20 protein-coding genes and 5 tRNA genes are annotated in these 25,623 nt (G+C 36.7%); 16 read left to right on the top strand and 9 right to left on the bottom strand.

What is annotated here, in order from left to right; translation table 11 throughout:
* Nucleotides 1-2,521 precede the first annotated feature (2,521 nt).
* From CBE70_RS15815 to cspE, 3 genes are all read right to left on the bottom strand, one after another.
* The gene (locus CBE70_RS15815) at nucleotides 2,522-3,220 is read right to left on the bottom strand and encodes an MgtC family protein (RefSeq protein ID WP_100160067.1); all 699 of its coding nucleotides are present in this window, start codon (nucleotides 3,218-3,220) and stop codon (nucleotides 2,522-2,524) included.
* A gap of 403 nt (nucleotides 3,221-3,623) precedes the next feature.
* Nucleotides 3,624-3,818 (bottom strand): protein DsrB, encoded by a 195-nt coding sequence (gene dsrB / locus CBE70_RS15810; protein ID WP_075673852.1) that lies wholly within the window; start codon nucleotides 3,816-3,818, stop codon nucleotides 3,624-3,626.
* A 110-nt stretch (nucleotides 3,819-3,928) separates the two neighbouring features.
* A complete protein-coding gene (gene cspE / locus CBE70_RS15805; RefSeq protein ID WP_004243573.1) occupies nucleotides 3,929-4,141 on the bottom strand; it encodes a transcription antiterminator/RNA stability regulator CspE in 213 nt (70 codons plus the stop codon).
* 456 nt (nucleotides 4,142-4,597) lie between these two features.
* Between cspE and CBE70_RS15800 the strand changes: the two genes are divergently transcribed.
* Nucleotides 4,598-5,104, top strand: a complete 507-nt coding sequence (locus tag CBE70_RS15800; RefSeq protein WP_100160066.1) for a YlaC family protein — start codon at nucleotides 4,598-4,600, stop codon at nucleotides 5,102-5,104.
* Nucleotides 5,105-5,260: 156 nt separating this feature from the next.
* Nucleotides 5,261-5,336: transfer RNA gene (locus CBE70_RS15795), tRNA-Asn, on the top strand.
* Nucleotides 5,337-5,494: 158 nt separating this feature from the next.
* Here the strand turns inward: CBE70_RS15795 and CBE70_RS15790 are convergent.
* Nucleotides 5,495-6,088, bottom strand: coding sequence for an NAD(P)H-dependent oxidoreductase (locus CBE70_RS15790; protein WP_100160065.1), 594 nt, complete (start codon nucleotides 6,086-6,088; stop codon nucleotides 5,495-5,497).
* A gap of 98 nt (nucleotides 6,089-6,186) precedes the next feature.
* A complete protein-coding gene (locus CBE70_RS15785) occupies nucleotides 6,187-7,119 on the bottom strand; it encodes an AraC family transcriptional regulator (RefSeq protein WP_232797414.1) in 933 nt (310 codons plus the stop codon).
* 296 nt (nucleotides 7,120-7,415) lie between these two features.
* Between CBE70_RS15785 and CBE70_RS15780 the strand changes: the two genes are divergently transcribed.
* The 7 genes from CBE70_RS15780 (at nucleotide 7,416) to CBE70_RS15750 (ending at nucleotide 11,379) form a co-directional block, all read left to right on the top strand.
* Nucleotides 7,416-7,491 (top strand) — tRNA-Asn (locus tag CBE70_RS15780).
* Between the two features lie 361 nt (nucleotides 7,492-7,852).
* Nucleotides 7,853-7,928: transfer RNA gene (locus tag CBE70_RS15775), tRNA-Asn, on the top strand.
* A gap of 361 nt (nucleotides 7,929-8,289) precedes the next feature.
* A tRNA-Asn gene (locus CBE70_RS15770) sits at nucleotides 8,290-8,365 on the top strand.
* Between the two features lie 324 nt (nucleotides 8,366-8,689).
* Nucleotides 8,690-8,765, top strand: a tRNA-Asn gene (locus CBE70_RS15765).
* A gap of 198 nt (nucleotides 8,766-8,963) precedes the next feature.
* On the top strand, nucleotides 8,964-10,016 hold the full coding sequence (pyrC, locus tag CBE70_RS15760; protein WP_100160064.1) for a dihydroorotase: 1,053 nt from the start codon (nucleotides 8,964-8,966) through the stop codon (nucleotides 10,014-10,016).
* A gap of 211 nt (nucleotides 10,017-10,227) precedes the next feature.
* Nucleotides 10,228-10,482 (top strand): biofilm formation regulator BssS, encoded by a 255-nt coding sequence (gene bssS / locus CBE70_RS15755; protein WP_064720401.1) that lies wholly within the window; start codon nucleotides 10,228-10,230, stop codon nucleotides 10,480-10,482.
* A gap of 294 nt (nucleotides 10,483-10,776) precedes the next feature.
* Nucleotides 10,777-11,379 (top strand): response regulator transcription factor, encoded by a 603-nt coding sequence (locus tag CBE70_RS15750; protein WP_100160063.1) that lies wholly within the window; start codon nucleotides 10,777-10,779, stop codon nucleotides 11,377-11,379.
* 270 nt (nucleotides 11,380-11,649) lie between these two features.
* Here CBE70_RS15750 and ttrA read toward each other — a convergent pair whose 3' ends face one another.
* The 3 genes from ttrA to ttrB are packed head-to-tail and all read right to left on the bottom strand — an operon-like array spanning nucleotide 11,650 to nucleotide 16,491.
* Entirely contained in the window at nucleotides 11,650-14,730 is a 3,081-nt protein-coding gene (gene ttrA, locus CBE70_RS15745) for a tetrathionate reductase subunit TtrA (RefSeq protein ID WP_100160062.1), read from the bottom strand.
* Nucleotides 14,723-15,751 carry a tetrathionate reductase subunit TtrC gene (gene ttrC / locus CBE70_RS15740; RefSeq protein ID WP_100160061.1) on the bottom strand — a complete coding sequence of 343 codons (1,029 nt, stop codon included), beginning with the start codon at nucleotides 15,749-15,751 and terminating at the stop codon, nucleotides 14,723-14,725. The genes ttrA and ttrC overlap by 8 nt, the downstream gene beginning before the upstream one ends.
* A complete protein-coding gene (ttrB, locus tag CBE70_RS15735; protein WP_100160060.1) occupies nucleotides 15,748-16,491 on the bottom strand; it encodes a tetrathionate reductase subunit TtrB in 744 nt (247 codons plus the stop codon). The genes ttrC and ttrB overlap by 4 nt, the downstream gene beginning before the upstream one ends.
* Before the next feature lie 177 nt (nucleotides 16,492-16,668).
* Here ttrB and ttrS point away from each other — a divergent pair, with 177 nt between their 5' ends.
* The 7 genes from ttrS to CBE70_RS15700 all read left to right on the top strand — a co-directional run bounded on the left by ttrS (nucleotide 16,669) and on the right by CBE70_RS15700 (nucleotide 24,953).
* Nucleotides 16,669-18,432, top strand: a complete 1,764-nt coding sequence (ttrS, locus tag CBE70_RS15730; RefSeq protein WP_100160059.1) for a tetrathionate respiration histidine kinase TtrS — start codon at nucleotides 16,669-16,671, stop codon at nucleotides 18,430-18,432.
* A gap of 10 nt (nucleotides 18,433-18,442) precedes the next feature.
* On the top strand, nucleotides 18,443-19,045 hold the full coding sequence (gene ttrR / locus CBE70_RS15725) for a tetrathionate respiration response regulator TtrR (protein ID WP_100160058.1): 603 nt from the start codon (nucleotides 18,443-18,445) through the stop codon (nucleotides 19,043-19,045).
* 74 nt (nucleotides 19,046-19,119) lie between these two features.
* The gene (locus tag CBE70_RS15720; RefSeq protein ID WP_100160057.1) at nucleotides 19,120-20,061 is read left to right on the top strand and encodes a Kdo(2)-lipid IV(A) acyltransferase; all 942 of its coding nucleotides are present in this window, start codon (nucleotides 19,120-19,122) and stop codon (nucleotides 20,059-20,061) included.
* 271 nt (nucleotides 20,062-20,332) lie between these two features.
* A complete protein-coding gene (gene mdtG, locus CBE70_RS15715) occupies nucleotides 20,333-21,541 on the top strand; it encodes a multidrug efflux MFS transporter MdtG (RefSeq protein WP_100160056.1) in 1,209 nt (402 codons plus the stop codon).
* A 419-nt stretch (nucleotides 21,542-21,960) separates the two neighbouring features.
* The gene (locus CBE70_RS15710; RefSeq protein ID WP_100160055.1) at nucleotides 21,961-23,496 is read left to right on the top strand and encodes a peptide MFS transporter; all 1,536 of its coding nucleotides are present in this window, start codon (nucleotides 21,961-21,963) and stop codon (nucleotides 23,494-23,496) included.
* A 161-nt stretch (nucleotides 23,497-23,657) separates the two neighbouring features.
* Nucleotides 23,658-24,437 (top strand): PhzF family phenazine biosynthesis protein, encoded by a 780-nt coding sequence (locus tag CBE70_RS15705; protein ID WP_100160054.1) that lies wholly within the window; start codon nucleotides 23,658-23,660, stop codon nucleotides 24,435-24,437.
* 105 nt (nucleotides 24,438-24,542) lie between these two features.
* Nucleotides 24,543-24,953, top strand: a complete 411-nt coding sequence (locus CBE70_RS15700; RefSeq protein WP_006533237.1) for an acyl-CoA thioesterase — start codon at nucleotides 24,543-24,545, stop codon at nucleotides 24,951-24,953.
* A 230-nt stretch (nucleotides 24,954-25,183) separates the two neighbouring features.
* On the opposite strand, the gene CBE70_RS15695 is transcribed toward CBE70_RS15700, so the two are convergent.
* Nucleotides 25,184-25,501, bottom strand: coding sequence for a hypothetical protein (locus tag CBE70_RS15695; RefSeq protein WP_100160053.1), 318 nt, complete (start codon nucleotides 25,499-25,501; stop codon nucleotides 25,184-25,186).
* Nucleotides 25,502-25,623 lie beyond the last annotated feature (122 nt).

The raw sequence follows: 25,623 nt of genomic DNA, 5'->3' as shown, positions 1-25,623 counted from the left end.
AGTCATAATTTATGAATATAAAAACAAAATTAAAATTCTCTTATTTTTAACTGTATATAGATATATATTAATTAAATAATCTACAGTTAATTGAAAATATAATAACCAGTAAAAAATATAAAGAAAAAAGCAGATTCGTAAATCATGTCTTATATAAGACGACCTCTTTTATTATAAAAAAAGACATTTTTTGAAATATAAATTTCAATTTCATAAAAAAAGATCCCAAAATCTCCAATATAAAGTAATTAATTCATAAAATAATAATACAGAATATAAATTCTGTTTTTTCTGTTATCCACATTATCTCAACACAGTAAAGGGTTGTAATGGCAAATATGGCAACCTAAAGTTAACACTTGTATACATCAACTTTTTCAATGTAAAGGCAAGAAAACAAATATGATCAAAATAACATCTTATTGATTATTCTATTAGCACCAGCGTAAACTAAAAAATATCAAATGTTACCTTTTAGCCCCAAAACCACCTCCAACAGCAATTTGTTTTACTCTCACAAATGATGAACATTGTTTCACTTTTCCTTTTATCATGCGGTTAGCCTCTTTCTTTCAACCTAGCTAGCACAAGTCTCAAGGCATTACAGAACCAAAAGTGCTGACTTCGTAGCAACACCATTACTTAACAAAAGTTGATGTTGACAGGCTTAGGAGAGTATAAGGATTCAAATATCGGTATATCTTTACTTAAAGCGCAAAAATATATCTCTAAATATTCCTCTATTCTAACCACTAATTTGACTCATTTTATTACCCTTTTTATGAGTAATTTTGCGTTTAAAAAGACTTTTCTTCTCTATCAAAACCTAATAAAAATATTGGTGTATCTAAATAATCAAGACTTATATCTCATTTATTAGATTAATCTTAAAAAACAATAACAGTGCTTAGTATTCTATACCTCAAAAATGTTCTAAATTTTTGGAAAAGGAAGGTTTTGAAAAATATTGTAACCATATTTTTCAAAAGTAATAATTGAGATTATTCACAGTGTGAATACAAATACTTCGTGTATTGCTTTCAGTTCTATTGAAATGAGTTACATCGTTTTTTATGAAATGATTGTTCACCCTTTTATACCGACAATTTTTTAACTTAGTGCTCCTCTTATAGTTGTTTTTATCTTTTTTGGTAAATCGAAAAAGGTCAGTATCACAATTATCCTTTATATATATTTTCACAGAAAATGCCAATGACACATCTATTTCATACTAAGATAATTCTCCTTCTGTAATAAGTAAGATTTACATCCTTGACAAAGTTATAAACCATATAATTTTGAAATTATTATTTTATTGAATGGAAAGAGTGGTGTGGTTTTTCTACTCTTATTATAAGATTACTTATTGGTATCAATTTCTCTACATGACCTTTACAAAAAATCCTACAATTTTTCAAAAGATTTTCATTCATCATTGATTAGTGATTACAAACAACATACCACAGCAATTCATCAGCTTTACTGTAGCGGTCTAAACTCACCATTTTCCTGAATTCTTTCCCATTTTTTGGCAGTCTAATTTGATTAAATTAAAAACATTACTCAAAAAATGAAACTTAAATTAAATGCGACAGAAAATATTGATAAAATTTTCGCCAAATACATTGAAATAATTTGAGAGTATAATTTAGGTATTAAAAAAAAATCCAATATAATCAATGGAAAACATCGATTTTCACCCAAAATTCTATACTACTCTAAGCCCCTTAATAACGACTTTTTGTCCTACAATACTCCTAAGTACCTCATTTAATAAGTAAACCATGGGTAGCAATCGCTTACTTGATTTTAGTTTTTTTTATTTATTAAAAACAAAATAAACAGAGATAAATCAAATCGGTCTAAAAAGAACGATTAATAAAGATGAGAAATCACGCAAAATATACCCAAATGCGGTTCAGCATTTTTCATTCATAACTCATAATATACGGGTTTACCACAATATAAATAATTGTACATTAATCAATTTAGGTAAAAATGTTTGTTTTTATTAAAACGAAAATGAATATATTCCACCCTATTGCTCACTTTAATTAGTTTTTTTTGAATACATTTTTCTATTTTTTATTCCATAAAGTAATAGTTACAAAAATAATAATTACATAAATAAAATACTTTATTTCTATATATCAGTAATAATACGTAACGCATAACTAAAATCTCATTATTCTCATCAGAGAAGTGAGTTTTAGAATTAAGTATTATGTTGATGACCTTAATAATTTGAGGCTTAGGTAGACAAAAGTGAATGGTTTACTAAGAACAGACAACAACATGTGGCAGGTAGAATAAACATAATCGACGACACAACAGCTTGATATATACAGTTCTATTACTTAAAAATTACAAAGTTATATTCTTTATAACTTTTATCAATATTCATATTCTCTTTTGAAATAACTTTGTAATTTGATATCTATCTAGTCTCTATACGAAAAAAAAGTGCCCTATATTGAATATAGGGCATCTCACTTAGAAGACATTATCTTAAAAAAATCCGTCAAGCGGGGTGCTCTGCCGCTATCTTCCAATTAATTGCACTGACACTCTTTTCTAAACTTACCCGGCAAACAATCGCTTCTATCTCTTTTTGCTCGACAGGTGTTGCAAGTAATTCTGCACAAACTTCCAGCTGGCTAGGCATCAATGTATCAGCACTGCTTAAAGACTGTAATCGCACATGCAATCCATTTATTGCCTGTAAAATGAGTGTTCTAACTAAAACTTCATCTTCTTCATGACAAATAATTCGTATTGAGTAACGTTGCTCAATATCTATCGCTTGATGTTGAGGTTGAGCGTTTATCCGCTGAGCAGCTTCTCGTAGTAAAATATTCGCACAAAGAATAAGAAGTGTTGCTATGGTCGCCAATTGATATAAGCCTAAGCCACATAACACACCAATTCCTGCTGAACACCAAAGTGTTGCGGCTGTATTAAGTCCGCGTATATTCATTCCTTCACGCATAATCACACCAGCACCAAGAAAGCCAATACCTGAAACAACTTGAGCGGCGATTCGACCAGGGCTATCTGGCGAAGTTTCTATCGAACTTAAAATAAAAACAGCCGCACCAGTTGCAACTAAAGCATTTGTTCTTAAACCAGCCATTCTTTGTCGCCATTGACGTTCGGCACCAATCAAAGCACCAAGACACATTGCAATAACGAGATTAAAAATATAAGGCGTCATTGTCATGTTTATTTCCTCTACATGATGATTAAAATCGATATGAAAATTTTGCTCTGATATTTCAGAGTGTTGAAATTAATTCATCGCCTCAGGTGGAGGAAATAGAGAGAAAAAAATGTAGCACATGAAGTTACCCTTCTTGTTTTAGCTGCATAAGGGAAATCATTTGGGTAAGTGCATAGTAGGAATATATAAGAAAGGAATATTACAACGCACTGCCCACCAAAATGGTAAGCAGTTTTAGTGAAGAAAACAGCTTACCTATTATTTCGAATAAAATTATTCTCAGTTAATGGGGTTATCATTAACCTACAACTTTGTGTCTCCAAGGTGTTTTCTCCTAACTAAAATTTGGCGAAAGTATAATTAGCTGATTTAAAAATGTAAATGAACCATACCTAAACGTCAGTCACTTTTGCTGTATTGGCCTAACAAATGTTCCTTCACCGCCCTCTTTTTCATTAAAAAACCAAATTCCTTTTGGATATTCAGGAAGTGATACCAAATACATTATGCCTTCATTAAATTCTTCGATGAGTAGGATAGTTCCTTCACGATCGTCAATACCATCAGTTTTCACAACAACGCTATCATTAACCTGCATTTTCTCTCCTGATAAATATTATCATTCTCTTTTCCTTTATTTTACCCATAAAGAAAAAGCCTGCCACCATAAGGTGACAGGCTTGAAGAAAATTTTTAAAAGGCTTTAAATTACAGAGCTGTTACGTTAGCAGCTGCTGGACCTTTTGCACCGTTTTCAATTGTGAATTCTACGTTCTGACCTTCAGCCAGAGTTTTGAAACCGTTACCTTGAATGGCAGAAAAGTGAACGAATACGTCTTTGCTTCCGTCTGCTGGAGTAATAAAACCAAAGCCTTTAGACTCGTTGAACCACTTAACTTGACCTTTCATTTTGTCAGACATGTGACTTTCCTATATATCAATAAAACGTTGCCTTCTCGGCATCTACTGGCCTGAACTACCTATAACTTATGGGCACACATGAAGAAAACGGTCAAAAAGCGATGCTGTTTAAAACTCATTAACTTAGAATGTCAATCATAAATCAGGTCTGTATTGAGGCCTTACTCATTAACGCATGAGACAAGTTTAATAGCAATAGTTTTATGCGTCTAAAGATTAAAAAAATGCGAATTGCACATTAAAAATACAATTCTTCCTCTATTTTTATCACTGTGCATAAAATTTATTTGATATTTTATCTCTATTATTAACAACAACTAAGAATATTCTTAATGGTCTAACAATAACAGTTAATGTCCGTAATTTAAAAAAACTGTTCTACCCGCTTATCTTGTCCCCGTGATAATCTAGTAATAAGAAACAAGTTTGCAACATTCATCTCTTAAGGTGTTTACAATGAATGTATTAAAAGAAATCTTAGAGCGTGATTTAGACCGGATCAATAAGGCAGAAAAAAGAGACGGGAAACCACATTTTAATAGTCAGTTTTTAAAAAACCATATCTGGTTATGTATCAGCATGGTTCTCTCTTATATATTGCTCGCTGCGTTATTAATTTATTCACCTTATTTTGGTGTTATCTCGCTCGTTCTCTTTACTGTAATGTTCTTAGTTATGGCTGGTGTCTTGTTATTTGATATAAAACCTATCTATAAATTTGAAGATATTGGTGTTCTCGATTTGAGAGTTTGCTATAACGGTGAATGGTATACCTTTGAAAAGCTCTCTGATGAAGCCATAAATGAAATCCATCAGCACCCTGCAATATCTAAACAAATAAAAGAAGACATTCGCGAGATTATTAGTAAAAAACAAGAAATTCATTTTTACGATGTGTACTTAATGGCATTTGATCCTGTTCAACAATCAATTTCAGCGTCACAATTATCCCCTCAAGCCTAATTGATTCTCCGTGTTACACACAAAAACACGGAGAATAACTTCTATTATTTAGCCACTTTGTTGATAAACCAACCAAACAGATATTTAATCCACTTTTAACGTTGACACTCTGATATATCATCGTTATTATGCGCCTCGTTCTCACGAGAACTCGCTTCCTCCATAGTTCAGTCGGTAGAACGGCGGACTGTTAATCCGTATGTCACTGGTTCAAGTCCAGTTGGAGGAGCCAAATTTAGAAAAGCCCGCGCTATTACAGTGCGGGCTTTTTGCTTTCTGCGTTCTTATTATCTAAATTAGCTATCACCTAAATCAGCGACCTAAATCCAATCTGGATTGTTATCTTGATTGATTAATAGATAGCTAATTTATATCTAGCAAGATAAATACCTAACCTGCTATTCCAACAATTTCGTGTTTTAGATGTTTTTTATACGCTTCAACATCTTGTTCTATTTGCGGTTGTTTCACCACATCAAACATTCCAAAAGTTTTTAATCCTTCCAAGCCTAAAAATTGGTTCGCTTTATGGAATGGGAAATAGACAGCATCAATCCCTTTTCCTTCAAAAAACTGTTCTTGTTCTTCAAAAGATTCAAAAGGTGCATTCCAAGTTACAGAAAGAAGATACTTTTTACCTTGTAATAATCCACCAGAACCATATTTTTTCGAAGGATCTTTTCGTGTACGACCATCATCAATATACATTTTGCCGTACCCAGCACTAAATACATCATCAATATATTTTTTTAAGATCCAAGGACCTTCCATCCACCATGCTGGCATTTGATAAATAATGACATCAGCCCATAAGTATTTATCAACTTCTTCATCATTATCATAACCATCATCAATACGTGTTGATTGCACATTTATCTGATGCGAAGACAACAATTCTGTGGCGACTTGCGTTAAATGATCGTTGAGCTTCCCTTCAGAACCATCAAACTCTTTTGCAGCATTAATAATAAAAACATTAGTCACTTCTAAACTCCTTGTATACATATATTTAATAAGCAAACTGTAACGCAATTAGCTATTGCTGCCTTAACTCATTTCTCCATTATTCTTGCCTAATAATCCTAAGATATCCTTTCTGTTCCTGATATTTTTAATCGTTGAATATCTTTTAAGGGCGATAACCCAAATAATCGCTGATATTCACGACTAAACTGTGAGGGGCTTTCATAACCCACAATAAATGCCGCTTCAGAAACGTCACTCATTTCAATCAGCATGATCCTTCTTGCTTCATTTAGTCGTAGCCATTTTTGATATTGCAACGGCGTCATACCCGTTCGATTTTTAAAGTGAAAATGAAATGATGAGGTGCTCATACCCACTAATGTCGTAAGATCTTCAATTCGAATTGTTTCGCAATAATGTTGTTTAATCCAATCAAGAGCATGACTAATTTGCCGACACTGAGGATGCTGTGATGCTAATAGTTGCTGACGCGCCCCATCATTCGAACGTAATAAGTAATAAAGGATCTCTTTTTGGATCAAAGGAGCAATAAAAGGCGCATCTTCTGGTGTATTTATTAATTTTATAAGCCTTGTTACTGCTTGTAAGATTGGCGCGGTTGCCTGAACAATTTGTTGAGCTCGGATCTCGTTATTCTCTTGTAGCAATTCAAACTTATTTTCAGCTAGCAGTTCAGGTAATAGAGCGAGGTCTAATTTTAGCAATATTGCCAAAAAAGGCGTTTCTTTTGAAGCTTCACAAACTTTAGCAAAGGTTGGTATTTCTGATGATGTTAGAAGCATATTCATAGGACGATAACAATTTGTCTCTAGCCCTATCGTTATCCGCTTTGCACCTTGCGCAGCAATAGCCAAACTAGGTTCATACATCCAGCCTTCTGACTCTGTAATAGAAGTATATCGACATAACGCTAAACCAGAAACAGCGGTATCCCATCCCCCTTCTTTATCTTTTGTATATAGAAGAAGTGTTTTTTTAAATTGCTCAAACTCTAATACCATCGGTACTGATAAATTCGTAGTATCCATCGTCTCTGGATCTTCAATTAGTCTTTGAATTTGTCAGATTGTATTACTAAACAGTATGAAAAACTTCCTTTTAAAAAAACGTCTTATCTTTTCTTTCCAATGTAAGATACATTTCAGCAAGTAGAAATGTAATTTCGAATATTATTTCTACTGATAACCATTTATTTTTTATACATTTTTGTTAAAAAAGAAACAATCTGATGCACTCTTGAGCAAACAGTTATTTTTTTCATTTTTTTACTTTACAAGGTGAGCGAGGATAGCTATTATTCGCCTCGTTCTCACGAGAACTCGCTTCCTCCATAGTTCAGTCGGTAGAACGGCGGACTGTTAATCCGTATGTCACTGGTTCAAGTCCAGTTGGAGGAGCCAAATTTAGAAAAGCCCGCGCTATTATAGTGCGGGCTTTTTGCTTTCTACTCATCAGTTATTTTTACGCCTCTATTTTTTTATTTCTTATTTATTTCCTTTGTATCCTTTACATATTCATCTTATGTATTTGCCATTTCTATTCTGTGTTAACTCAAAATCATCCATAAAAGAACGTCTTTTTATCAGACTATTTCAATCAACACAGTTCTACTGACTATTTTTTAAACTCAAAACTACCTTATTTGATTTAAAAACTATAAATTAGTTATTTTTTAACCACTTAAACTATTATTTCACTTTTTTTACTTTACAAAGTCCATCACCCTCGCTATTATCCGTCTCGTTCTCACGAGAACTCGCTTCCTCCATAGTTCAGTCGGTAGAACGGCGGACTGTTAATCCGTATGTCACTGGTTCAAGTCCAGTTGGAGGAGCCAAATTTAGAAAAGCCCGCGCTATTATAGTGCGGGCTTTTTGCTTTCTACTCATCAGTTATTTTTACGCCTCTATTTTTTTATTTCTTATTTATTTCCTTTGTATCCTTTACATATTCATCTTATGTATTTGCCATTTCTATTCTGTGTTAACTCAAAATCATCCATAAAAGAACGTCTTTTTATCAGACTATTTCAATCAACACAGTTCTACTGACTATTTTTTAAACTCAAAACTACCTTATTTGATTTAAAAACTATAAATTAGTTATTTTTTAACCACTTAAACTATTATTTCACTTTTTTTACTTTACAAAGTCCATCACCCTCGCTATTATCCGTCTCGTTCTCACGAGAACTCGCTTCCTCCATAGTTCAGTCGGTAGAACGGCGGACTGTTAATCCGTATGTCACTGGTTCAAGTCCAGTTGGAGGAGCCAAATTTAGAAAAGCCCGCGCTATTACAGTGCGGGCTTTTTGCTTTTCACCTTATCTTAATTATCAATACCTTTCTTATTTTTTATCCCTTTTATTTTTCAGATCTCAGCATTGTCTCAAATACGTTATCTCTTTATTTTTTATCTTTATTTTTATTCTTCAGTATGAAAAAAATAACCATTTAAACGTGCTTATTACCTCATTATTAGATTATCTGTTTTAGAAATGCACAATATGTTGTTTATCTATGCACTTAAACAAATATCATCGATTGTCCTTTGACATATCAAATCACCCACTATATGATACACGCCACTTAATGATGTTCCTCCATAGTTCAGTCGGTAGAACGGCGGACTGTTAATCCGTATGTCACTGGTTCGAGTCCAGTTGGAGGAGCCATTTCTTTTTGTGTCACCCTCGTAACCTTTTGATTTTATTCTCTGTTTCACCTTACACAAATCCAAAAACATAATAAAAAAATGCGATTAAATGGTAGCTATTTAATCGTTTTCGTATTAGCATTCGTTTCCGGCTTGACTATTTAGTCCAATCCAATCCTTGATCTTTCGATTTTCCTAAGACACACGGAGCCGGTATATGACCACTGCACAACCTATCACCCTCACTATTCGCCGTCCTGATGATTGGCATGTTCACTTTCGTGATGATGACATGCTAAAAACTGTTGTTCCTTATACCAGTCGCTATTTTGGCAGAGCTATTGTCATGCCAAACCTTGTTCCACCTGTTACAACGATTGAAGCTGCTCGCACTTACCGTGATCACATCAAGGCAGCTATTCCTGCCGACGATAACTTCGAACCGCTAATGACTTGCTATTTAACAGATAGCACATTGCCTTCAGAAGTTGAACAAGGTTTCTTACAAGGTGTTTTTACTGCTTGTAAACTTTATCCTGCGAATGCAACAACTAACTCAAGTCATGGTGTATCCGATATCACAAAGATTTATCCTATCTTAAGTGTGATGGAAAAAATCGGTATGCCATTGCTGATCCACGGCGAAGTAACCGCTTCAAGTATTGATATTTTTGATAGAGAAGCACGTTTCATTGATAGCGTTATGACTCCTGTACGCAAACAATTTCCTGAGCTAAAGATTGTTTTTGAACATATTACAACTAAAGAAGCCGCTCAGTATGTATTAGAAGGAAATGAATTTCTCGGTGCTACTATTACTCCGCAACATTTGATGTTTAACCGCAATCATATGTTGGTTGGTGGTGTTAAACCTCACCTATATTGCTTACCTATTCTTAAACGCAACGTTCACCAAGAAGCACTAAGAGAAGCTGTTGCATCAGGAAACTCTCGCTTTTTCTTAGGTACAGATTCTGCACCTCACTTACAACACCGCAAAGAATCATCTTGTGGTTGTGCTGGGGTATTTAATGCTCCAACCGCACTGGCAGCCTACGCAACCGTATTTAAAGAACTTAATGCATTACAACACTTTGAAGCCTTCTGTTCTCTAAATGGTCCTCGCTTTTATGGTTTACCCGTTAATGAAGGAACAATCACATTAACTGAAAAAACTGTTGAAGCTCCTGCACAAATCCTTTGTGGTAATGAGGCACTAATTCCTTTCTTAGCAAATGAAAATATTCATTGGGATATCACTGTCGATTAATCCTGCCCCTTGATATTTATCTAAAATGCACCATATAACATTTGTTCGACTGTTAATGGTGCATTACTCTTTTATCAGAGCCAGCACACATTTTTTTGTTATAACCAAAATTTATCTTTTTAATCACGATAAATCTCGTATACTGAAAAGTAACCACTTTGTGTGGGAGCTTCTCTCTTAGTCAAAACCGGTTGTATGATTAGGAGGTATTATGAGTAGAAAAAATGAAGTTATTCAGACACATCCTGTTGTAGGCTGGGACATCAGTACTGTTGACATCTACGATGCCATGATGTTGCGTTTACATTATCTTCCTGAAAACGAACATCATCCAGAAAACGCAGTTGTAGATAAGACACTTTGGCTCACAACAGACATAGCTAAGCAGTTGATTCATATTCTTCAAGCTGGCATTGATAAAATTGAATCATCTGAAGATTCTGTTTCAGACAACACCAAACATTAATAAAAAGATCTAGAAAAGATAGCGAACGCAAAACAGGGGTACTTGGTACTCCTGTTCTCATTTTATCTCTCTACAATCTACTATCACATATTGTTTATATCAATATATAAACCAGCTCTTACTGTATGAAAATGATTGGTAATATTAATAAATCAACTTTCATTTAATGAAAAAATAATAATAATCTTTTTATTCGATATATCTTCAAAAAAAGAACATATAAGCCGAATTGACATAAAATAAAGTTATCTTTATTTTAATAAATTAAAACGGCTACAAACAAGGAAGTTATTTGTGAAAGTATTAATTATTGACGAATGTTTTTTTACTCGTAATGGTATAAAACATTATTTTTCGAAGAGAAATGTAAGACATGAAATAATTGACATATCATCTATACAAGAAGCCAATAATTATATTAATCACTCAATGCCAGATATTATATTTATTGATCTCACAAGATATTGTCGAGAAATAGCACATTGCCCACATTTGCAACTTTTTTTTATTTCAACAAGAAGTTGCCGTCTTTACCTTTACATTGATGCTAACTATCCAGACAAAGAAAGACCTATCGCATTGACAAATAACTGTTTTATCCTTCCCAAAAAGATACTTCCTTGGGTGCTTGAAAAGACATCTTTGTTCACGTCTCGGTGCCAAGTTTACTTTCCAACCTATAAACATTCATTATGCTCTATTTTTAGTTTACAAGAGCAAAAAATTATTAATTATTGGATGAATGAAATACCTAACCATCAAATTGCTAAGAAACTGTCCATTAGCAGTAGTACCGTATATTCACACAAAAGACATATTACCGAAAAGATTAATGTAAAAAATCGAATTGAATTATTTTTCATATATAATATTTTAAAATACATATATGAGAAATAATCCTATTACATTTCAATTATAAAAAATAAACAGAAGAAAAAAGGAATCCAATTCCCATTATTACTCCCTGTAAATGAGGTGGCTAATATGCGTGTTGTCCACCTTAAATTTATTATAATATTATGTATGTAGGGTACATGTGATATTAAAATAATTAAACTGATATAGCTCTATCTTATAAAAGATAAGGTAAAACTGATTGATTGTGCAATCACTTCACTCTTCTTTTTGTAAAGAGTGAAGTGATTATTTAAAATACCAAATTGATAATTAAGCTATACGCTCAATCTTAGCAGGTAAACCTTGACGTACAGATGCACCAGATACCCAATCTAACCATGTATTAGCAATTTGTCGTGTTGGATCGGCAAACCCTAAATCATTAAGATTGATACCGTTGCCAATGCCTTTATCCATCGGTAATGGCTGTTCATCTAAGTAATGTTGGCGAGAGCCTAACTCTTGATGCCCATATCCATGTTCAATTGCTAAAACGCCCGGCATTACACCATCGAGTAAGCTAATCTCAGCTTCCACTTGTCCGCCCGGTGTAACAATGCGAACTTTATCACCATGATTAACACCCCATTTTTTACCATCTTGAGGGTTAATTGCGACTAAGTTACTCGGTTTTACCATTCTTAAACGCTGGATCATAGCTGTTGAACTACTCACCACATGAGACTTAAAGGACATTAATTTTAATGGCCACTGCTCTTCAGGATAGTGCTGATTAATATCACTACCATCCGATAAACGTGGTGGATAATAAGTAGGACAACCACTATAACGTTCACCTGTTATTGCATGATGGTTTTTCGCTACTTCTTCATTCCAGATTTGTAATGGCTTTTTCCACTGTGGCCCTGTTTCTTCACCATTCCATGCTTTGTCATAAGGGGCAAAACGACCACCTCGTGTATAGATATACGCAACTTGAAGAACTTCTTCATTTTTTAACGTTGACGTTATCGCAGGTAAAATACGATCGACACCACTTAATAAAATATCTTCATTGGTTGCAGGGGCAACAGGTTTTTCCCCCATAAACGCCATGTTAGCGGCAACACGTAAATAGTAATCTTCCGCACTATTGATTGGATAGAAGTTACCATCCATATCTTCAATTGCTTTCTCACCAAAACCTGGCAAATCTAAGGCTTTTGCCACAGCAATACAGAATGTTTCCATTGAGATTGGCTGACCATCGGCTGTTTTTGCAACACGAGGTTCAATAATCGGCCAACGCGCTGTACTTGCTTTAGTTTGAACACCAGACCAAGGCGCACTAAATCCCCAACTCTCAAAGTTATGCGTATCAGGAACAATATAATCTGCCAGCGCTGTTGTTTCATTCATAAAAGCATCAATACCAATAATCAAAGGTAGATGCTTCGGATCTTTCAAACGCTCTTCCATCACTTGGCGAATACCCGCAATCCCATAAACAGGATTGGTCATATTCGTTATCCATGCTTTTAATGAATAAGGATAACCTGCTAATGCAGAGCCTAGTTGCTCCGTTAATTGACCAGCAGCAAACGGATACCAAGGTGCTTTTGCTGGATATGGGGATCCCCCATTCTCTACACGCTCACGGTATTCATCAGATTTTTCATAGGCTACTTTACTGCGTGATAACACCATGCCTTTTGGTTTAACTTTACCTTTAAAGCTATCCATTTTGTAACATGGGCCATCAGTTGCACCATTAAACTTACCGCCACCAACAGATACCCCACCTTTAAGGTTTAAGTTACCTATTAGCGCATTAAGCATAATCACGCTCCACGCTGTATAGAAACCATTACCTCCCATCATACCGCCATGAGAGATAACCGCAGCTTTTCGACCATAAGCGGTAAATTCTCGACCTAATGCAGCGATTGTTGTTTCTGGTACTTTACAACGCTCACTATATTCTGCCAGTGTCATACGTTTAGCCGCTTCATCAAGTAATTGGAAACTTGATTTAACCGTAACGGTAGCACCCGTTTTTAATGTCACCGTATGCGTAGCAAACAATTGTGCTTTATTAACTTGAGTTGATGGAACTAATTCACCTTCAAGTGATAAAACTAAGGCTTGCTCTTCGCCTTCTGCAACATCATTAAAATGTGCAGTTGTCAGCATTTGCCCTGACAAAGGATGTTTTTCATCACTGATCACAAGGTGAGTCGCATTTGTCCAGCTCTTCTCACCCACATTTTTCATTGAAACTTCGCTTGGTACTGACAGATATTCTGCATTATAGCGATTGTTTTCAATGATCCAGCGGATCATCCCCATGACTAAAGCCGCATCCGTTCCCGGCTGAACCGGAACCCAATGCCCATGATCGTTAGCTAATGTTGTTGTTAAAGGTAAAGCAGGTGCAACAACCACATAATTAAACGAATCACGAATTCGTGCGTTAGCTAACTGACGGCCTTGACGCTTAAATGGGTTACCTGATTGTGCGGGTGATGTTCCTAAGAATAAAGCAAATTCAACATAATCCCAGTCAGGCTTAACGTGGGCATTTTTATCTAAATCGTTCATTAACGCACCAGAGCCAGCACGGTACGCTAATCCACAATAAGAGCCATGAGCACCAAAGTTTTTACTACCAAATGAGTTTTGAGCAAAGCGACGAATAAACGTATCACGTCCATCATCACCCGCATTTGTCATTAATAATTGGTTAGCTTTAGGGCCTAAAGCCGGTTGCTTTGGATCGATTAAAGTATCTAAATCACGAATGGCACGTAAACCATCAACATGACCTTCACCAAAGAGATCGCCACCTTCAACAATTTCTTGAATTAATTGCTCAAAACTGATGCGTTTCCATTTACCTTCACCGCGTTTACCCACGCGTTTCATCGGTTCAAGAATACGTGTTGGGCTATCAAGGCTTTCCATCATAGTTGCACCACGAGCACAAGCCGTAGAGCGGTTTTCTAAACCACTTTCACCACCCATTTTTTCAAATGCTTCTTTAATTGGCATGTTATAGCCAAAATGATGATCATGAGAAAGTGGATGATAAGGATTACCTGCAATACGTAAAACTTTATTATTTGCTCTATCAACACGGGCACGAACGCCACATTGTGTCCAGCAACCAAAACATTGCGTCATACAAACCGATTGATCTGTATTCGCTTGCCATTTAGCGTCTTTTACAACTTTACCTTCAGGTAATAAAGAGTTTCCGTTGATCCTATCGAGTGTCACTTTGCCTGATGTGCCATCAACTAAACCATCTATGGCACGTTTAGCAACATCACGGTAGCTGGCAGCAAATGCGGCAATACCACCGATAACTAACCCACCTTTAAGCCATTGACGTCTTGTAAACTTAGCCATGCTGCACTCTCCTGACAACCCAACGAATACTTTCTCTAAATAAAATGGTTAACGCTATCCACAATCCAAATGTACCAACAATTGCCATCAGTCCATCATTACCTAGCGTAAACTCATAAGGGTTTGTAATTATGTTATATTTTGGAATGTATTGAGCACCCATCAACATCAACCAGCGTAATACCCACGCAAGTCCCATTGATACAAATGCCATGATGGTAATAAACACAACCGAACGTGCTTGTTTTGCCATCAAAAGTCCCATCACGACAGAGATACTCCATAGTGCGATAACGCCCATGGCACTCCACCAGCCAAGACTTCCCATTACTAATTGTTCTCTAATTGCCTGACCTGAAATCGTATCGCCAGCAATCCAAAAGCCCGTACATACTGCTAATAACATCAGTGAACTCACAAACCACATCGCTAATTCACGCTGATGTACAGGTTCACGACGTGTGCCTAATGCAAGTAATGTCGGTAGTACTTGCATTGCACTAAAGAACAACAGTATTGGTAACCAGTAGGTATACAACACAGGTCTTGCTTTTAAGATAGAGGCTTCACGACCTGTATATAACAACAAACCAATCGCAGTTAATGAACAAGCTAATGCTACCCAACGAGTTAATTTGTATTCACGCTTCCAGACTAAGCGAACAACCATCGCGGCAAAGTAAAGCATGCTAAATGCTGAGAATAACGGTAGTAACAGTGAGCCCCATGCCATCCAAGACCACGGTGTTGGATAAGCATAGAAATGCCACACTCGTGCTGTTTGGTGTAAATCTGCCGTTAAAGCAAGAGGTGCCGTAATGCCGGCTGTTACCGCAATAAAGACAGCAACTGCTTCTAAACGTTGATTACCTGCACCGCCTTTCCAGCATTGCCAGCACGCATAAAGCGTTGCACTACAAGCAATACCGATAAAAAAGAAATATTGCACAGCCCAAGGTAACCAAAAATATTCTTGAGGGATCGCGATGACTTCTTGAATTTGAGAAACTTGCGGGATCATGAGTGAACCTCCAGCTGCCATAATGCGGGTTGTCCTTGACCTGCTAACGGTTGTACAAATGCATCATCGAGGCCGAGATAGAAAACTTGTGGCAGTGTGCCGCTTTCTGGTTTTAATACTTTCAGCTCTTTTTCATGTGTACGCAGCATCTTGCTGATCGTGCTATTAGGATCTTTCATATCGCCGATAATACGGGCACCACCAACACAAGATTCAACGCACGCTGGCAGTAATCCAACTTCGAGACGGTGTGCACAGAAAGTGCATTTATCTGCTGTTTGTGTTGAGTGATTAATAAAACGTGCGTCATAAGGACATGCTTGAACACAATAAGCACAACCAACACAACGCTCATTATCAACGACGACAATGCCGTCTTTACGTTGGAAAGTCGCTTGAACAGGACAAACTGGCACACAAGGTGGTTCGTCACAATGGTTACACAATCTAGGCAGTAAGACGTTGGTTATCCCCTCTTGCCCCTTGATAGCAACCTGATATTGGTTTACTGTCGTCCTAAATTGTCCTTGAGGTGTCTGATTTTCGATGTTACAGCTCACAGTACAGGACTGGCATCCTACACAACGGCGTAAATCAATCAGCATTCCGTAGCGTTTATCTTCTGAGCCCTCACGACGCTCAGGTGATAATTTAATGCCGGCTTCAGCTAAAGGAACCAGTGAAGCACCCGCAGTAAGGACCCCTAATTGTTGTAAAAATTTTCGTTTTCCAAGATCCATATTTGTCTCCAGCATCACTCAATTACACAATCTCACTATGAGTGAAGGAAATAGAAATTAAAAAGTATGTGTTTTGTTATAAGTGCATTGTAAAAATTACTGAAGACGACACCTATTGTGGTTTACCACATACCAAGTGCGAACTTGATCCAAGACAATATTTAACATTAGATATTTATGACGATAAAACAGACAATTGGGATAAGAAACGCAGTAAGTATTGGGTTATTACTGCTCTTTTTTGTACTTCCTCTACAAGCCACAGCAAAAGAGTGGACAATCGGTGTTTTAGCACTACGTGGCGATGCATCCACTCAAAGACACTGGCATCCACTTGTTGACACATTAAATGAACAATTTCCGTCAGAAAACTTTGTGTTAATGCCATTAAATCTGGAGGAAATGAAGTTAGCGGTTGCAAAGAAAAATGTTGATTTTTTACTCACAAATCCTGCGCAATTTGTTCAATTAGATAATGCATTTCCATTACGCTGGTTGCTCTCTTTACGTTCTGGCTATGAGCCTGATAACACGACACGAAATGTCATTGGGAGCCTAATTCTCGTCCGTAACGATAGCCCGATTACTTCTGCCCATGAATTAATCGGAAAACGCGTTGGCGCCATCGCACCTGATGCCTTTGGCGGCTATCTTTTAGGTTACAAAACGCTACGAGAAGAAGGTATTGATCCTGATAAAGATTTCACATTACGTTTCACTGGTTTTCCGGCTGACGCTTTACTTTATCTCTTACGAGATGAAGATATTAATGCGGCAATTATTCCCGTCTGTTTACTGGAAAATATGGATCGTGAAGGGCTTATTCGTAAAAGTGATTACCGCCCCGTGATTTCCTATCAAACCAATACGCCATGTTTAACCAGTACACCGCTCTACCCTAATTGGTCATTTGCAGCACTAGATACTGTTCCTGATGAACTTGTTGATAAAGTCACTCGCGTTTTACTCACCGATGATAGTAAACCAATGAAATGGGGAGCCCCAGCTTCACATACACAAGTTGAAAATCTATTAAGGGAAGTCAACCAACATCCTCGACAAAGACAGCTTTGGCAAGATGCGCAAAGTTGGGCCATTCAGCACCAATTTATTATTGGCCTTTCATTGGCTGCTATCCTTTTTCTCATCCTAAACCAAGTCTGGATCAGCTATTTAGTTAGGCGTCGTAGTCGCCAACTGGAACATGCTCACAATCGATTAAGACAGCAAAAGGAAGAGTTAGAACACGCCCAACGCTTAAATATATTGGGAGAAATGGCATCAGGGTTTGCTCATGAGCTTAATCAGCCTCTTTCTGCCATTAAAAGCTATGCGCAAGGGAGCGTTATTCGCCTTAAAAAAGAGAACGAATCGCACCCATTGCTACCTGCATTGCAACAAATAGATAAGCAAGCGCAACGCGGTGCTGATATCATTAGAAATCTACGTTTATGGGTTGGAAAACAAACACCTAACACGGATACCATTTTGCTTTCTCATCAAAATATTGCAGAGTGCATCCAACATATTTGGAAGCTTTTACGCGTAGAAGATAAATACCCACAGGTTTCACTGATCACCCATATTGATGAACATGATACCCTGTGTTTACCTGAAACATTATTAGAGCAAATTTTATCGAATTTAATCACCAATAGTCTTCAAGCTGGCGCTAAAGTACTAAAAATTAGCACCCATAAGGCTCCTGATAGGTTGCTTATTGTCATTGAAGACGATGCAGGTGGAATGAGCCACAGCCAACTTGAACAGCCCTTTTCCCCATTCCAAACAACAAAAACGGAAGGACTTGGGTTAGGTTTGGTGATTTGCCAACGTTTATTGCTTTCTCAAGGTGCTGATATTCATATTGAAAACCAAAAGAATGAACAAAATAAAGTTGGAATAAAAATCACACTTATTTTCCCTAACAAAAATAAATAACGGAGAAAAAATGCCAACAATTCATCTTGTTGATGATGATCTTGCTGTCACTGATGCTTGTCAGTTTTTATTAGAAAGCTTAGGTTATTCAGCTCATGTCTGGAATGATAGCGAGTTCTTTATCAACAATGTCAATCTCTATCAGCAAGGTGTTGTATTGTTAGATATGAGAATGCCAAAACCCGATGGCAGGCAAGTCCACCAGCATTTAATTGATAAACACAGCACCCTTTCTGTGATTTTTTTAACCGGTCATGGCGATATTCCCATGGCCGTTGAAGAGATAAAAAAAGGGGCTATCGATTTTCTACAAAAACCCGTTGATAGCAATGCATTGTTATCTGCTTTAGATGCAGCATTTCTTGAAACCAATACTCGTTTTACCGCACATGATATTCGTCGCCGTTATGCTTCATTAACCCCAAGAGAAAAAGACATTGCTTATTATGTTATTCAAGGATTAATGAATCGAGAAATTGCAGAAGTTGCTTGTGTTTCAATAAGAACCGTTGAAGTTCATCGAGCAAAAGTGATGGACAAAATGACAGCTAAAAATATTGCCGAATTGGTGACTGCATTACAAGGTATCGAAATAATTTCACCTAATTTATGACAAAATTTCTTATCTGCGCTAAAAAATGTCACAATATAAGATATTCATTGGAAAAATAGTAAATAGATAGGCTTATGATAAAGTCACCTCCATTTAAAAAATCATTTTTGCAGCCTAAATATTGGCTGACTTGGTTCGGGATCGGATTACTCTATATTCTGGTTCTCCTTCCTTATCCTGTCATTTATTGGCTAGGTACACGCCTAGGTCGTTTTTCGAAAGTTTTTTTAAAAAAACGCGTCCAAATAGCAGAACGTAATCTTGAGCTCTGTTTTCCACAGATGCCGAAAAGTGAGCGAGAAGCCTTAGTTAATAAAAATTTTGAATCTGTTGGTATGGGATTATTCGAAACAGGCATGGCGTGGTTTTGGCCTGAATGGCGTGTCAAACGCTGGTTTAAAGTCAGCGGACTTGAAAATATCTCAATGGTTCAAGAAAAAGGACAAGGCATTTTGCTTATTGGCATCCATTTTCTGACTCTTGAACTTGGTGCTAGGATTTTTGGTATTTATACCCCTGGAGTCGGTGTTTACCGCCCTAACGATAATCCCGTTATGGATTGGCTACAAACATGGGGTCGATTACGTTCTAATAAATTTATGATCGACAGAAAAGATGTCAAAGGCATGATCCGTGGTTTAAAAGCAGGTGAAATTATTTGGTATGCACCTGATCATGATTATGGTCCACGTAAAAGTGTTTTTGTGCCTTTGTTTGCGGTTGATAAAGCGGCAACAACAACGGGAACTTATATTCTGGCAAAAACCAGCAATCCCGCATTAATTCCATTTACGCCAAAACGTTTACCTGAAGGCAAAGGTTATGAGTTAATTATCTCACCACCTGTTGCTGATTTTCCTATTGATAATGAGGAAAATACCGCGAAAGCGATGAATAAAGTGGTTGAACAAGAGATTTTACGCGCACCAGACCAATATATGTGGTTACATCGTCGCTTTAAAACTCGCCCAGAAGGTGACGCTTCTTTATATAACGAAATAAAGAAAGTACACTAATACAAAGTGGCTGTTTTATTCCAAAACAGCCACTTTGTTATATTGCAATACACTGAAATAACAATAATAAAATCAATAACAGCACAAGCTGAAAACTCCTGCAAAACACATTATAAGAGCAAGACCTATCGCACTTATTCTGTATCATGGCTATATTCTTATTCATCATAAAATAAGAAAACCGACTCGTTGTTGCCACGCTCAACATCGCTACGGTTATTGTCAGTCTATTTTCTTGGTTTACTCTCTCGTTCTCGGCTAAAGGAGTAACATGGATCTCAAACCCCGAAATAACTCTTGGAAACGTAATCTCTATATTGTCTGGTTTGGCTGTTTTTTAACTGGTGCCGGTTTTAGTTTGATCATGCCCTTTCTTCCTCTCTATGTAGAAGAACTTGGTATAACCGATCACGAAGAGCTTAACCTTTGGACAGGTGTTGCATTTAGTATTACCTTCCTTTTTTCTGCCATTGCAGCGCCTTTTTGGGGAAAATTATCAGATAGAAAAGGCCGAAAATTAATGCTGTTACGATCCGCCCTTGGTATGGCAATTGTGATGGTATTAATTGGATTCGCTCAAAATATATGGCAGTTATTAGTGCTGAGAGCCTTGCTTGGTGTATTAGGTGGCTTTGTTCCGAATGCAAATGCGTTAATTGCCACTCAGGTTCCAGTTAAAAAAAGTGGCTGGGCATTAGGGACTCTTTCAACAGGTGCAGTAAGTGGCGCATTAATAGGTCCTTTAATTGGCGGTATGCTTGCCGATCTCTATGGTTTACGCCCTGTATTCTTTATTACTTCCGCCGTTTTATTTATTTGCTTTTTAGTCACCCTCTTTTTTGTAAGTGAAAACTTCACACCTGTTTCTAAAAAAGACGCACTAACCACAAAACAGGTCTTTTCATCACTTAAAAATAAAAGACTCGTTGTATGCCTATTTTTCACTACAATGATCATTCAAGTAGCAACAGGCTCTGTTACACCTATTTTGACACTTTATATTCGTGAATTAACAGGTTCAGTCAGTAACCTTGCCTTTATCAGTGGTGTTGTCGCCTCTGTACCCGGTATTGCTGCACTTATTAGCGCACCTCGTTTTGGTAAATTAGGTGACCGAATTGGCCCTGATAAAGTCCTTCTTTTTACCCTTGGGCTCTCCATTTTCATGTTAATTCCAATGGCACTGGTCAGTAGTTATTGGGAGCTTGGCGCACTACGTTTTTTACTTGGTGCAGTCAATGCCGCCATGTTACCTGCGGTACAAACGCTTATTCTCTATAACATTACCCCTGCTATTGCGGGTCGAATTTTCAGCTATAACCAAGCGCTAAGAGATGTTGGTAATGTTACAGGACCGTTAATGGGTGCTTTTGTTGCTGCAAGCTATGGGTTTAGAGCTGTTTTTTATTTCACCGCAGCTGTTGTCTTTTTTAATCTAATTTATTCTTGGTTAAGCTTTAGAACGCCACAAGAAAAGTAGTCAAAAAATCTACAAATAAGATCAGTTAATAGTTTTTTTTCTTCAAAAAATTACACTTTTACATTTAAAGGCCTAATTGTTATTTTTTTTATTCTATTTTTTGTAATTTATTGTTTATTAAGAATATTCTCACCCCCTGTTTGTTAAGAGCTATAAAATTTTCTTGTCCTCTTTTTTCAAAAAATTGCAAGGTTAACTATCGTAAAATGAGATTTTTATCGACTTTTGCACCAAAAAATGGTTTATAAAGTATTAAATATACTTTTAGTCGCTAAATTATGACAAAAGTATGTTAAAAATATATTAATTAAATGCAGTGGATATTGATAACAGAATGAAATAATTTTGTTTCACCACTAGCTGATATTTTGTTCTTTTTACTTGCAAACGACCTGTAGAGGTTTTTTTGGGAATTTAAGATGCAATCTACTCACTCAAAATCTAGCCGAACTTTCTTTGGCCACCCATATCCATTAAGCTCCCTTTTCTTCACTGAAATGTGGGAACGCTTTTCTTTCTATGGTATTCGCCCATTATTAATTCTATTTATGGCGGCAACCGTTTATGAGGGTGGCATGGAAATCCCCAGAGAGCAGGCATCTGCTATTGTGGGTATTTTCGCAGGTGGTGTTTATTTAACATCGCTGCCAGGAGGTTGGCTGGCTGATAACTGGTTAGGTCAGCGCCTAGCTGTATGGTATGGCTCTATCTTTATTGCGTTAGGGCACTTATCCATCGCACTCTCAGCGTTTTGGTCACAAGATCTGTTCTTTATCGGTTTATTACTGATTGTATTGGGTACAGGGCTATTTAAAACCTGCGTAACTGTGATGGTAGGAACCTTATATAAAAGGGATGATACTCGCCGTGATGGTGGATTCTCCTTATTTTATATGGGTATCAATATGGGCTCATTTATTGCACCACTCATCACGGGCTTCTTAGTGCGTGATTATGGCTGGCATTGGGGCTTTGGTATCGGCGGGATTGGTATGCTTGTTGCGTTACTGATTTTTCGCTTTTACGCAGTACCAACCATGCGTCGCTTTGATAGCGAAGTTGGTTTAGATTCAAGTTGGGATCGCCCAACCGTTGTTCGTCGTAATGTCGGTCAATGGATCTTAGCGTTATCTGTCGTTCTTATGGCAATTGTTGGTCTTATTATTTCTGGTGTTATTCCTTTTAACCCAGTTGTTGTGGCTAACTTTATGGTCTATGTGATTTCCGGTAGTGTAATCGCCTATTTTATCTATTTATTCCTATTTGCTGGATTAAGTAGTAGTGACCGTTCTCGCTTATTTGTTTGTTTCCTATTATTGGTTTCAGCAGCCCTTTTCTGGTCTGCATTTGAACAAAAACCAACATCATTTAACTTATTTGCCAACGACTATACTGACTTAAACTTTATGGGTTTTGAAATCCCAGCAGTTTGGTTCCAGTCTGTTAACGCCCTGTTTATTATTATTCTTGCGCCTGTATTTAGCTGGTTATGGCCAATGATGGCACGTAAGAATATGAATTTAAGCAGTATGACTAAGTTTGTGATTGGTATTTTATTTGCAGCAGGTGGCTTTACCGTCATGATGTTTGCATCTGAAAGTGTTATTGCAACAGGACAAGGCGTTTCACCACTTTGGTTAATTGGCAGTATCTTATTGCTGACATTAGGTGAATTATGCTTAAGCCCTATTGGTCTTGCCACAATGACTATTTTAGCGCCAGCTAAAATGCGTGGTCAGGTGATGGGACTATGGTTCTGTGCAAGTGCATTAGGTAATTTGGCAGCAGGTTTAATGGGGGGAAATATCCGTCCAGACAAACTGGATGTAATGCCTGACTTCTTCTCTCATGTTTCTATCGCTCTGGTTATTTGTGCTGTTGTTCTTGCTGCACTGATTATTCCAGTTCGTAAGCTTTTACAAAGCGCAGATAGCAAAGAGAAAGCACAAGCTTAATCTAATGCGTTAATTATTAAAGCCATGCCTAATGACTTAGGCATGGCTTTTTGCTTTTACATCCTATAATTTGAACGCTGTTTTAAATATTGCACCCAATATTTAAAACACTTAATCTCATTACCTTCTATTTATTGATAGTTTATCACTAAGGTAATGCGATGACAGTTCTTCCTATTTATTATGTTAATGCTTTTTCCTCTCTGCCTTTTTCAGGAAATCCTGCTGCTGTCGTTTTGTTAGAAGAGTGGTTGCCTGATGACACCTTAATTACACTTGCTAGTGAAATTAATTTACCTGAAACCGCTTTTTTAGTTGGCGATCATATTCGTTGGTTTACACCTAAGATTGAAGTTCCTCTTTGTGGACACGCAACATTAGCCACAGCTTTTGTATTAAAAACAATAAAACAGTCTCCTAATAAGTGCTTTAAATTCCAGTCTCTTTCAGGTGAGCTCACTGTTTCTTGTCAAGATCCTCTCTTCACACTGAATTTTCCAGCGATACCTGCGACATTAAATAACGATATAAAATCAGCGCTTGAAGAAAAATTAACATTACAAATAGATGAAGTTTGGCAAGCGCGTGATCGTTATGTTTGCTTTTTATCTGATCCAGAAACCGTCATTAACTACCAACCTGATTTCACTCAAATCGCACAGTTGCCTTTACCTGGTGTTATTATCACCGCTAAAGGTCATGCGCCTTTTGACTTTATTTCTCGCTTCTTTGCGCCCGTAAAAGGTGTGAATGAGGATCCTGTTACAGGTACATCACATTGTGTATTAGCACCAATTTGGGGTAATAAACTCAATAAAATACAGTTACAAGCAAGACAAGTTTCAAAACGAGGGGGAAATATCGACTGTGTGCTAAAAGATAATCGAGTTTTACTGACAGGAGATGCTGCACTCTTTTTAACTGGCGAAATAACCTTTTAATTACAGACGGCATAATCAGCCATTCATCTACTTTGCTTTCAATTTACTCTATTTTATACTGTGGGGATTTCTCCCTACAGTATAAAAGAAGAAGGCTTTATTGTTATGTCCATCTCTGATTTATCTCCTGAACTACAAGATAAAATTAAAAATTCAATCACCCGTGTATCTAAAGTCATATTCCCCACCACAACTAATCACCACTCAACACTCTTTGGTGGTACAGCATTAGCTTGGATGGATGAAGTTTCATTTATTACCGCCACCCGCTTTAGCCGTAAACGCCTAGTGACAGTCTCAACTGAGAAAATAAATTTTAATCACCCTATTCCATCGGGTACGATTATTGAATTAGTGGGTGAAGTTATTCGTGTTGGACGTACAAGCTTGACGGTAAATGTTTCTATTTTTCTTGAAGATATGTACGCAGAAGGCCGTGAAGAAGTGATCCATGGTCAGTTTAATTTTGTTGCGGTTGATCACGACGGAAAACCAACGCCATTATTCGATAAATAACATCTTATAGAGAGATTTGTCATACTTTTTATCTCTCTTAATTCAAAACTGCATTATTTTATTATGTTATTTATTATTTTGAATAATAACAAAGCATTAAGAACATTAATTTAAATGGATATTTTTCAATCAATACAAAATACCCAATAAAATCAATTATTAATAAGATTACTAACATGTAAGACAAGAGTTATCCACAGTTAATGTGGATAACTGAATAAGTCCAGAAATCAAAGAACACAGATTTTTGTTACTACAAATTCAATCTGACAAATAGTCAGTTTCCTTCCTACCGTTGCACTTTCAGCAATCACAATATCTGTTGATTGTGAATACAGTCGCCCAGCCTCAAGCGCTAACTCAATAGTGGGTTCAATCAGTAATATCACACCAATCTGTTCAATATCAACAGGAAAGTCTGCAAGCTTTCTAAGTTGTACTACTTGTTTTATCTTACTTTTAGCAATCTGCTGTGCTTTTTCCGTTGCGGCTTGATTAACTCTTGTTTGTTTTTCAAAAGCGCCACCACCCGAATGAAGAAAGATCATAATTTACTCATTATAGAAAACAAAGGCTGTTACCTTTATTATTCAAATCTGAGCCATAAAAGCTAGCTGAAAGATAAAAAAGAAACAGCCTTATCTCTATTTTTTATTCTATTGGACACAAT

Origin of the sequence: Proteus columbae, assembly GCF_002777965.1 — a bacterium.
GTDB classification, from domain to species: domain Bacteria; phylum Pseudomonadota; class Gammaproteobacteria; order Enterobacterales; family Enterobacteriaceae; genus Proteus; species Proteus columbae.
The sequence above is the reverse complement of the archived record's forward strand: the minus strand, read 5'-3'. Positions and strand labels throughout refer to the sequence as shown.

Excerpts from the sequence above, each read along its gene's own strand:
- CBE70_RS15815 (WP_100160067.1), bottom strand. The coding sequence starts at position 3,220 with ATGACAATGACGCCTTATATTTTTAATCTCGTTATTGCAATGTGTCTT.
- dsrB (WP_075673852.1), bottom strand. The coding sequence starts at position 3,818 with ATGCAGGTTAATGATAGCGTTGTTGTGAAAACTGATGGTATTGACGAT.
- cspE (WP_004243573.1), bottom strand. The coding sequence starts at position 4,141 with ATGTCTGACAAAATGAAAGGTCAAGTTAAGTGGTTCAACGAGTCTAAA.
- CBE70_RS15800 (WP_100160066.1), top strand. The coding sequence starts at position 4,598 with ATGAATGTATTAAAAGAAATCTTAGAGCGTGATTTAGACCGGATCAAT.
- CBE70_RS15785 (WP_232797414.1), bottom strand. The coding sequence starts at position 7,119 with ATGGATACTACGAATTTATCAGTACCGATGGTATTAGAGTTTGAGCAA.
- pyrC (WP_100160064.1), top strand. The coding sequence starts at position 8,964 with ATGACCACTGCACAACCTATCACCCTCACTATTCGCCGTCCTGATGAT.
- bssS (WP_064720401.1), top strand. The coding sequence starts at position 10,228 with ATGAGTAGAAAAAATGAAGTTATTCAGACACATCCTGTTGTAGGCTGG.
- ttrA (WP_100160062.1), bottom strand. The coding sequence starts at position 14,730 with ATGGCTAAGTTTACAAGACGTCAATGGCTTAAAGGTGGGTTAGTTATC.
- ttrC (WP_100160061.1), bottom strand. The coding sequence starts at position 15,751 with ATGATCCCGCAAGTTTCTCAAATTCAAGAAGTCATCGCGATCCCTCAA.
- ttrB (WP_100160060.1), bottom strand. The coding sequence starts at position 16,491 with ATGGATCTTGGAAAACGAAAATTTTTACAACAATTAGGGGTCCTTACT.
- ttrS (WP_100160059.1), top strand. The coding sequence starts at position 16,669 with ATGACGATAAAACAGACAATTGGGATAAGAAACGCAGTAAGTATTGGG.
- ttrR (WP_100160058.1), top strand. The coding sequence starts at position 18,443 with ATGCCAACAATTCATCTTGTTGATGATGATCTTGCTGTCACTGATGCT.
- CBE70_RS15720 (WP_100160057.1), top strand. The coding sequence starts at position 19,120 with ATGATAAAGTCACCTCCATTTAAAAAATCATTTTTGCAGCCTAAATAT.
- mdtG (WP_100160056.1), top strand. The coding sequence starts at position 20,333 with ATGGATCTCAAACCCCGAAATAACTCTTGGAAACGTAATCTCTATATT.
- CBE70_RS15710 (WP_100160055.1), top strand. The coding sequence starts at position 21,961 with ATGCAATCTACTCACTCAAAATCTAGCCGAACTTTCTTTGGCCACCCA.
- CBE70_RS15705 (WP_100160054.1), top strand. The coding sequence starts at position 23,658 with ATGACAGTTCTTCCTATTTATTATGTTAATGCTTTTTCCTCTCTGCCT.
- CBE70_RS15700 (WP_006533237.1), top strand. The coding sequence starts at position 24,543 with ATGTCCATCTCTGATTTATCTCCTGAACTACAAGATAAAATTAAAAAT.
- CBE70_RS15695 (WP_100160053.1), bottom strand. The coding sequence starts at position 25,501 with ATGATCTTTCTTCATTCGGGTGGTGGCGCTTTTGAAAAACAAACAAGA.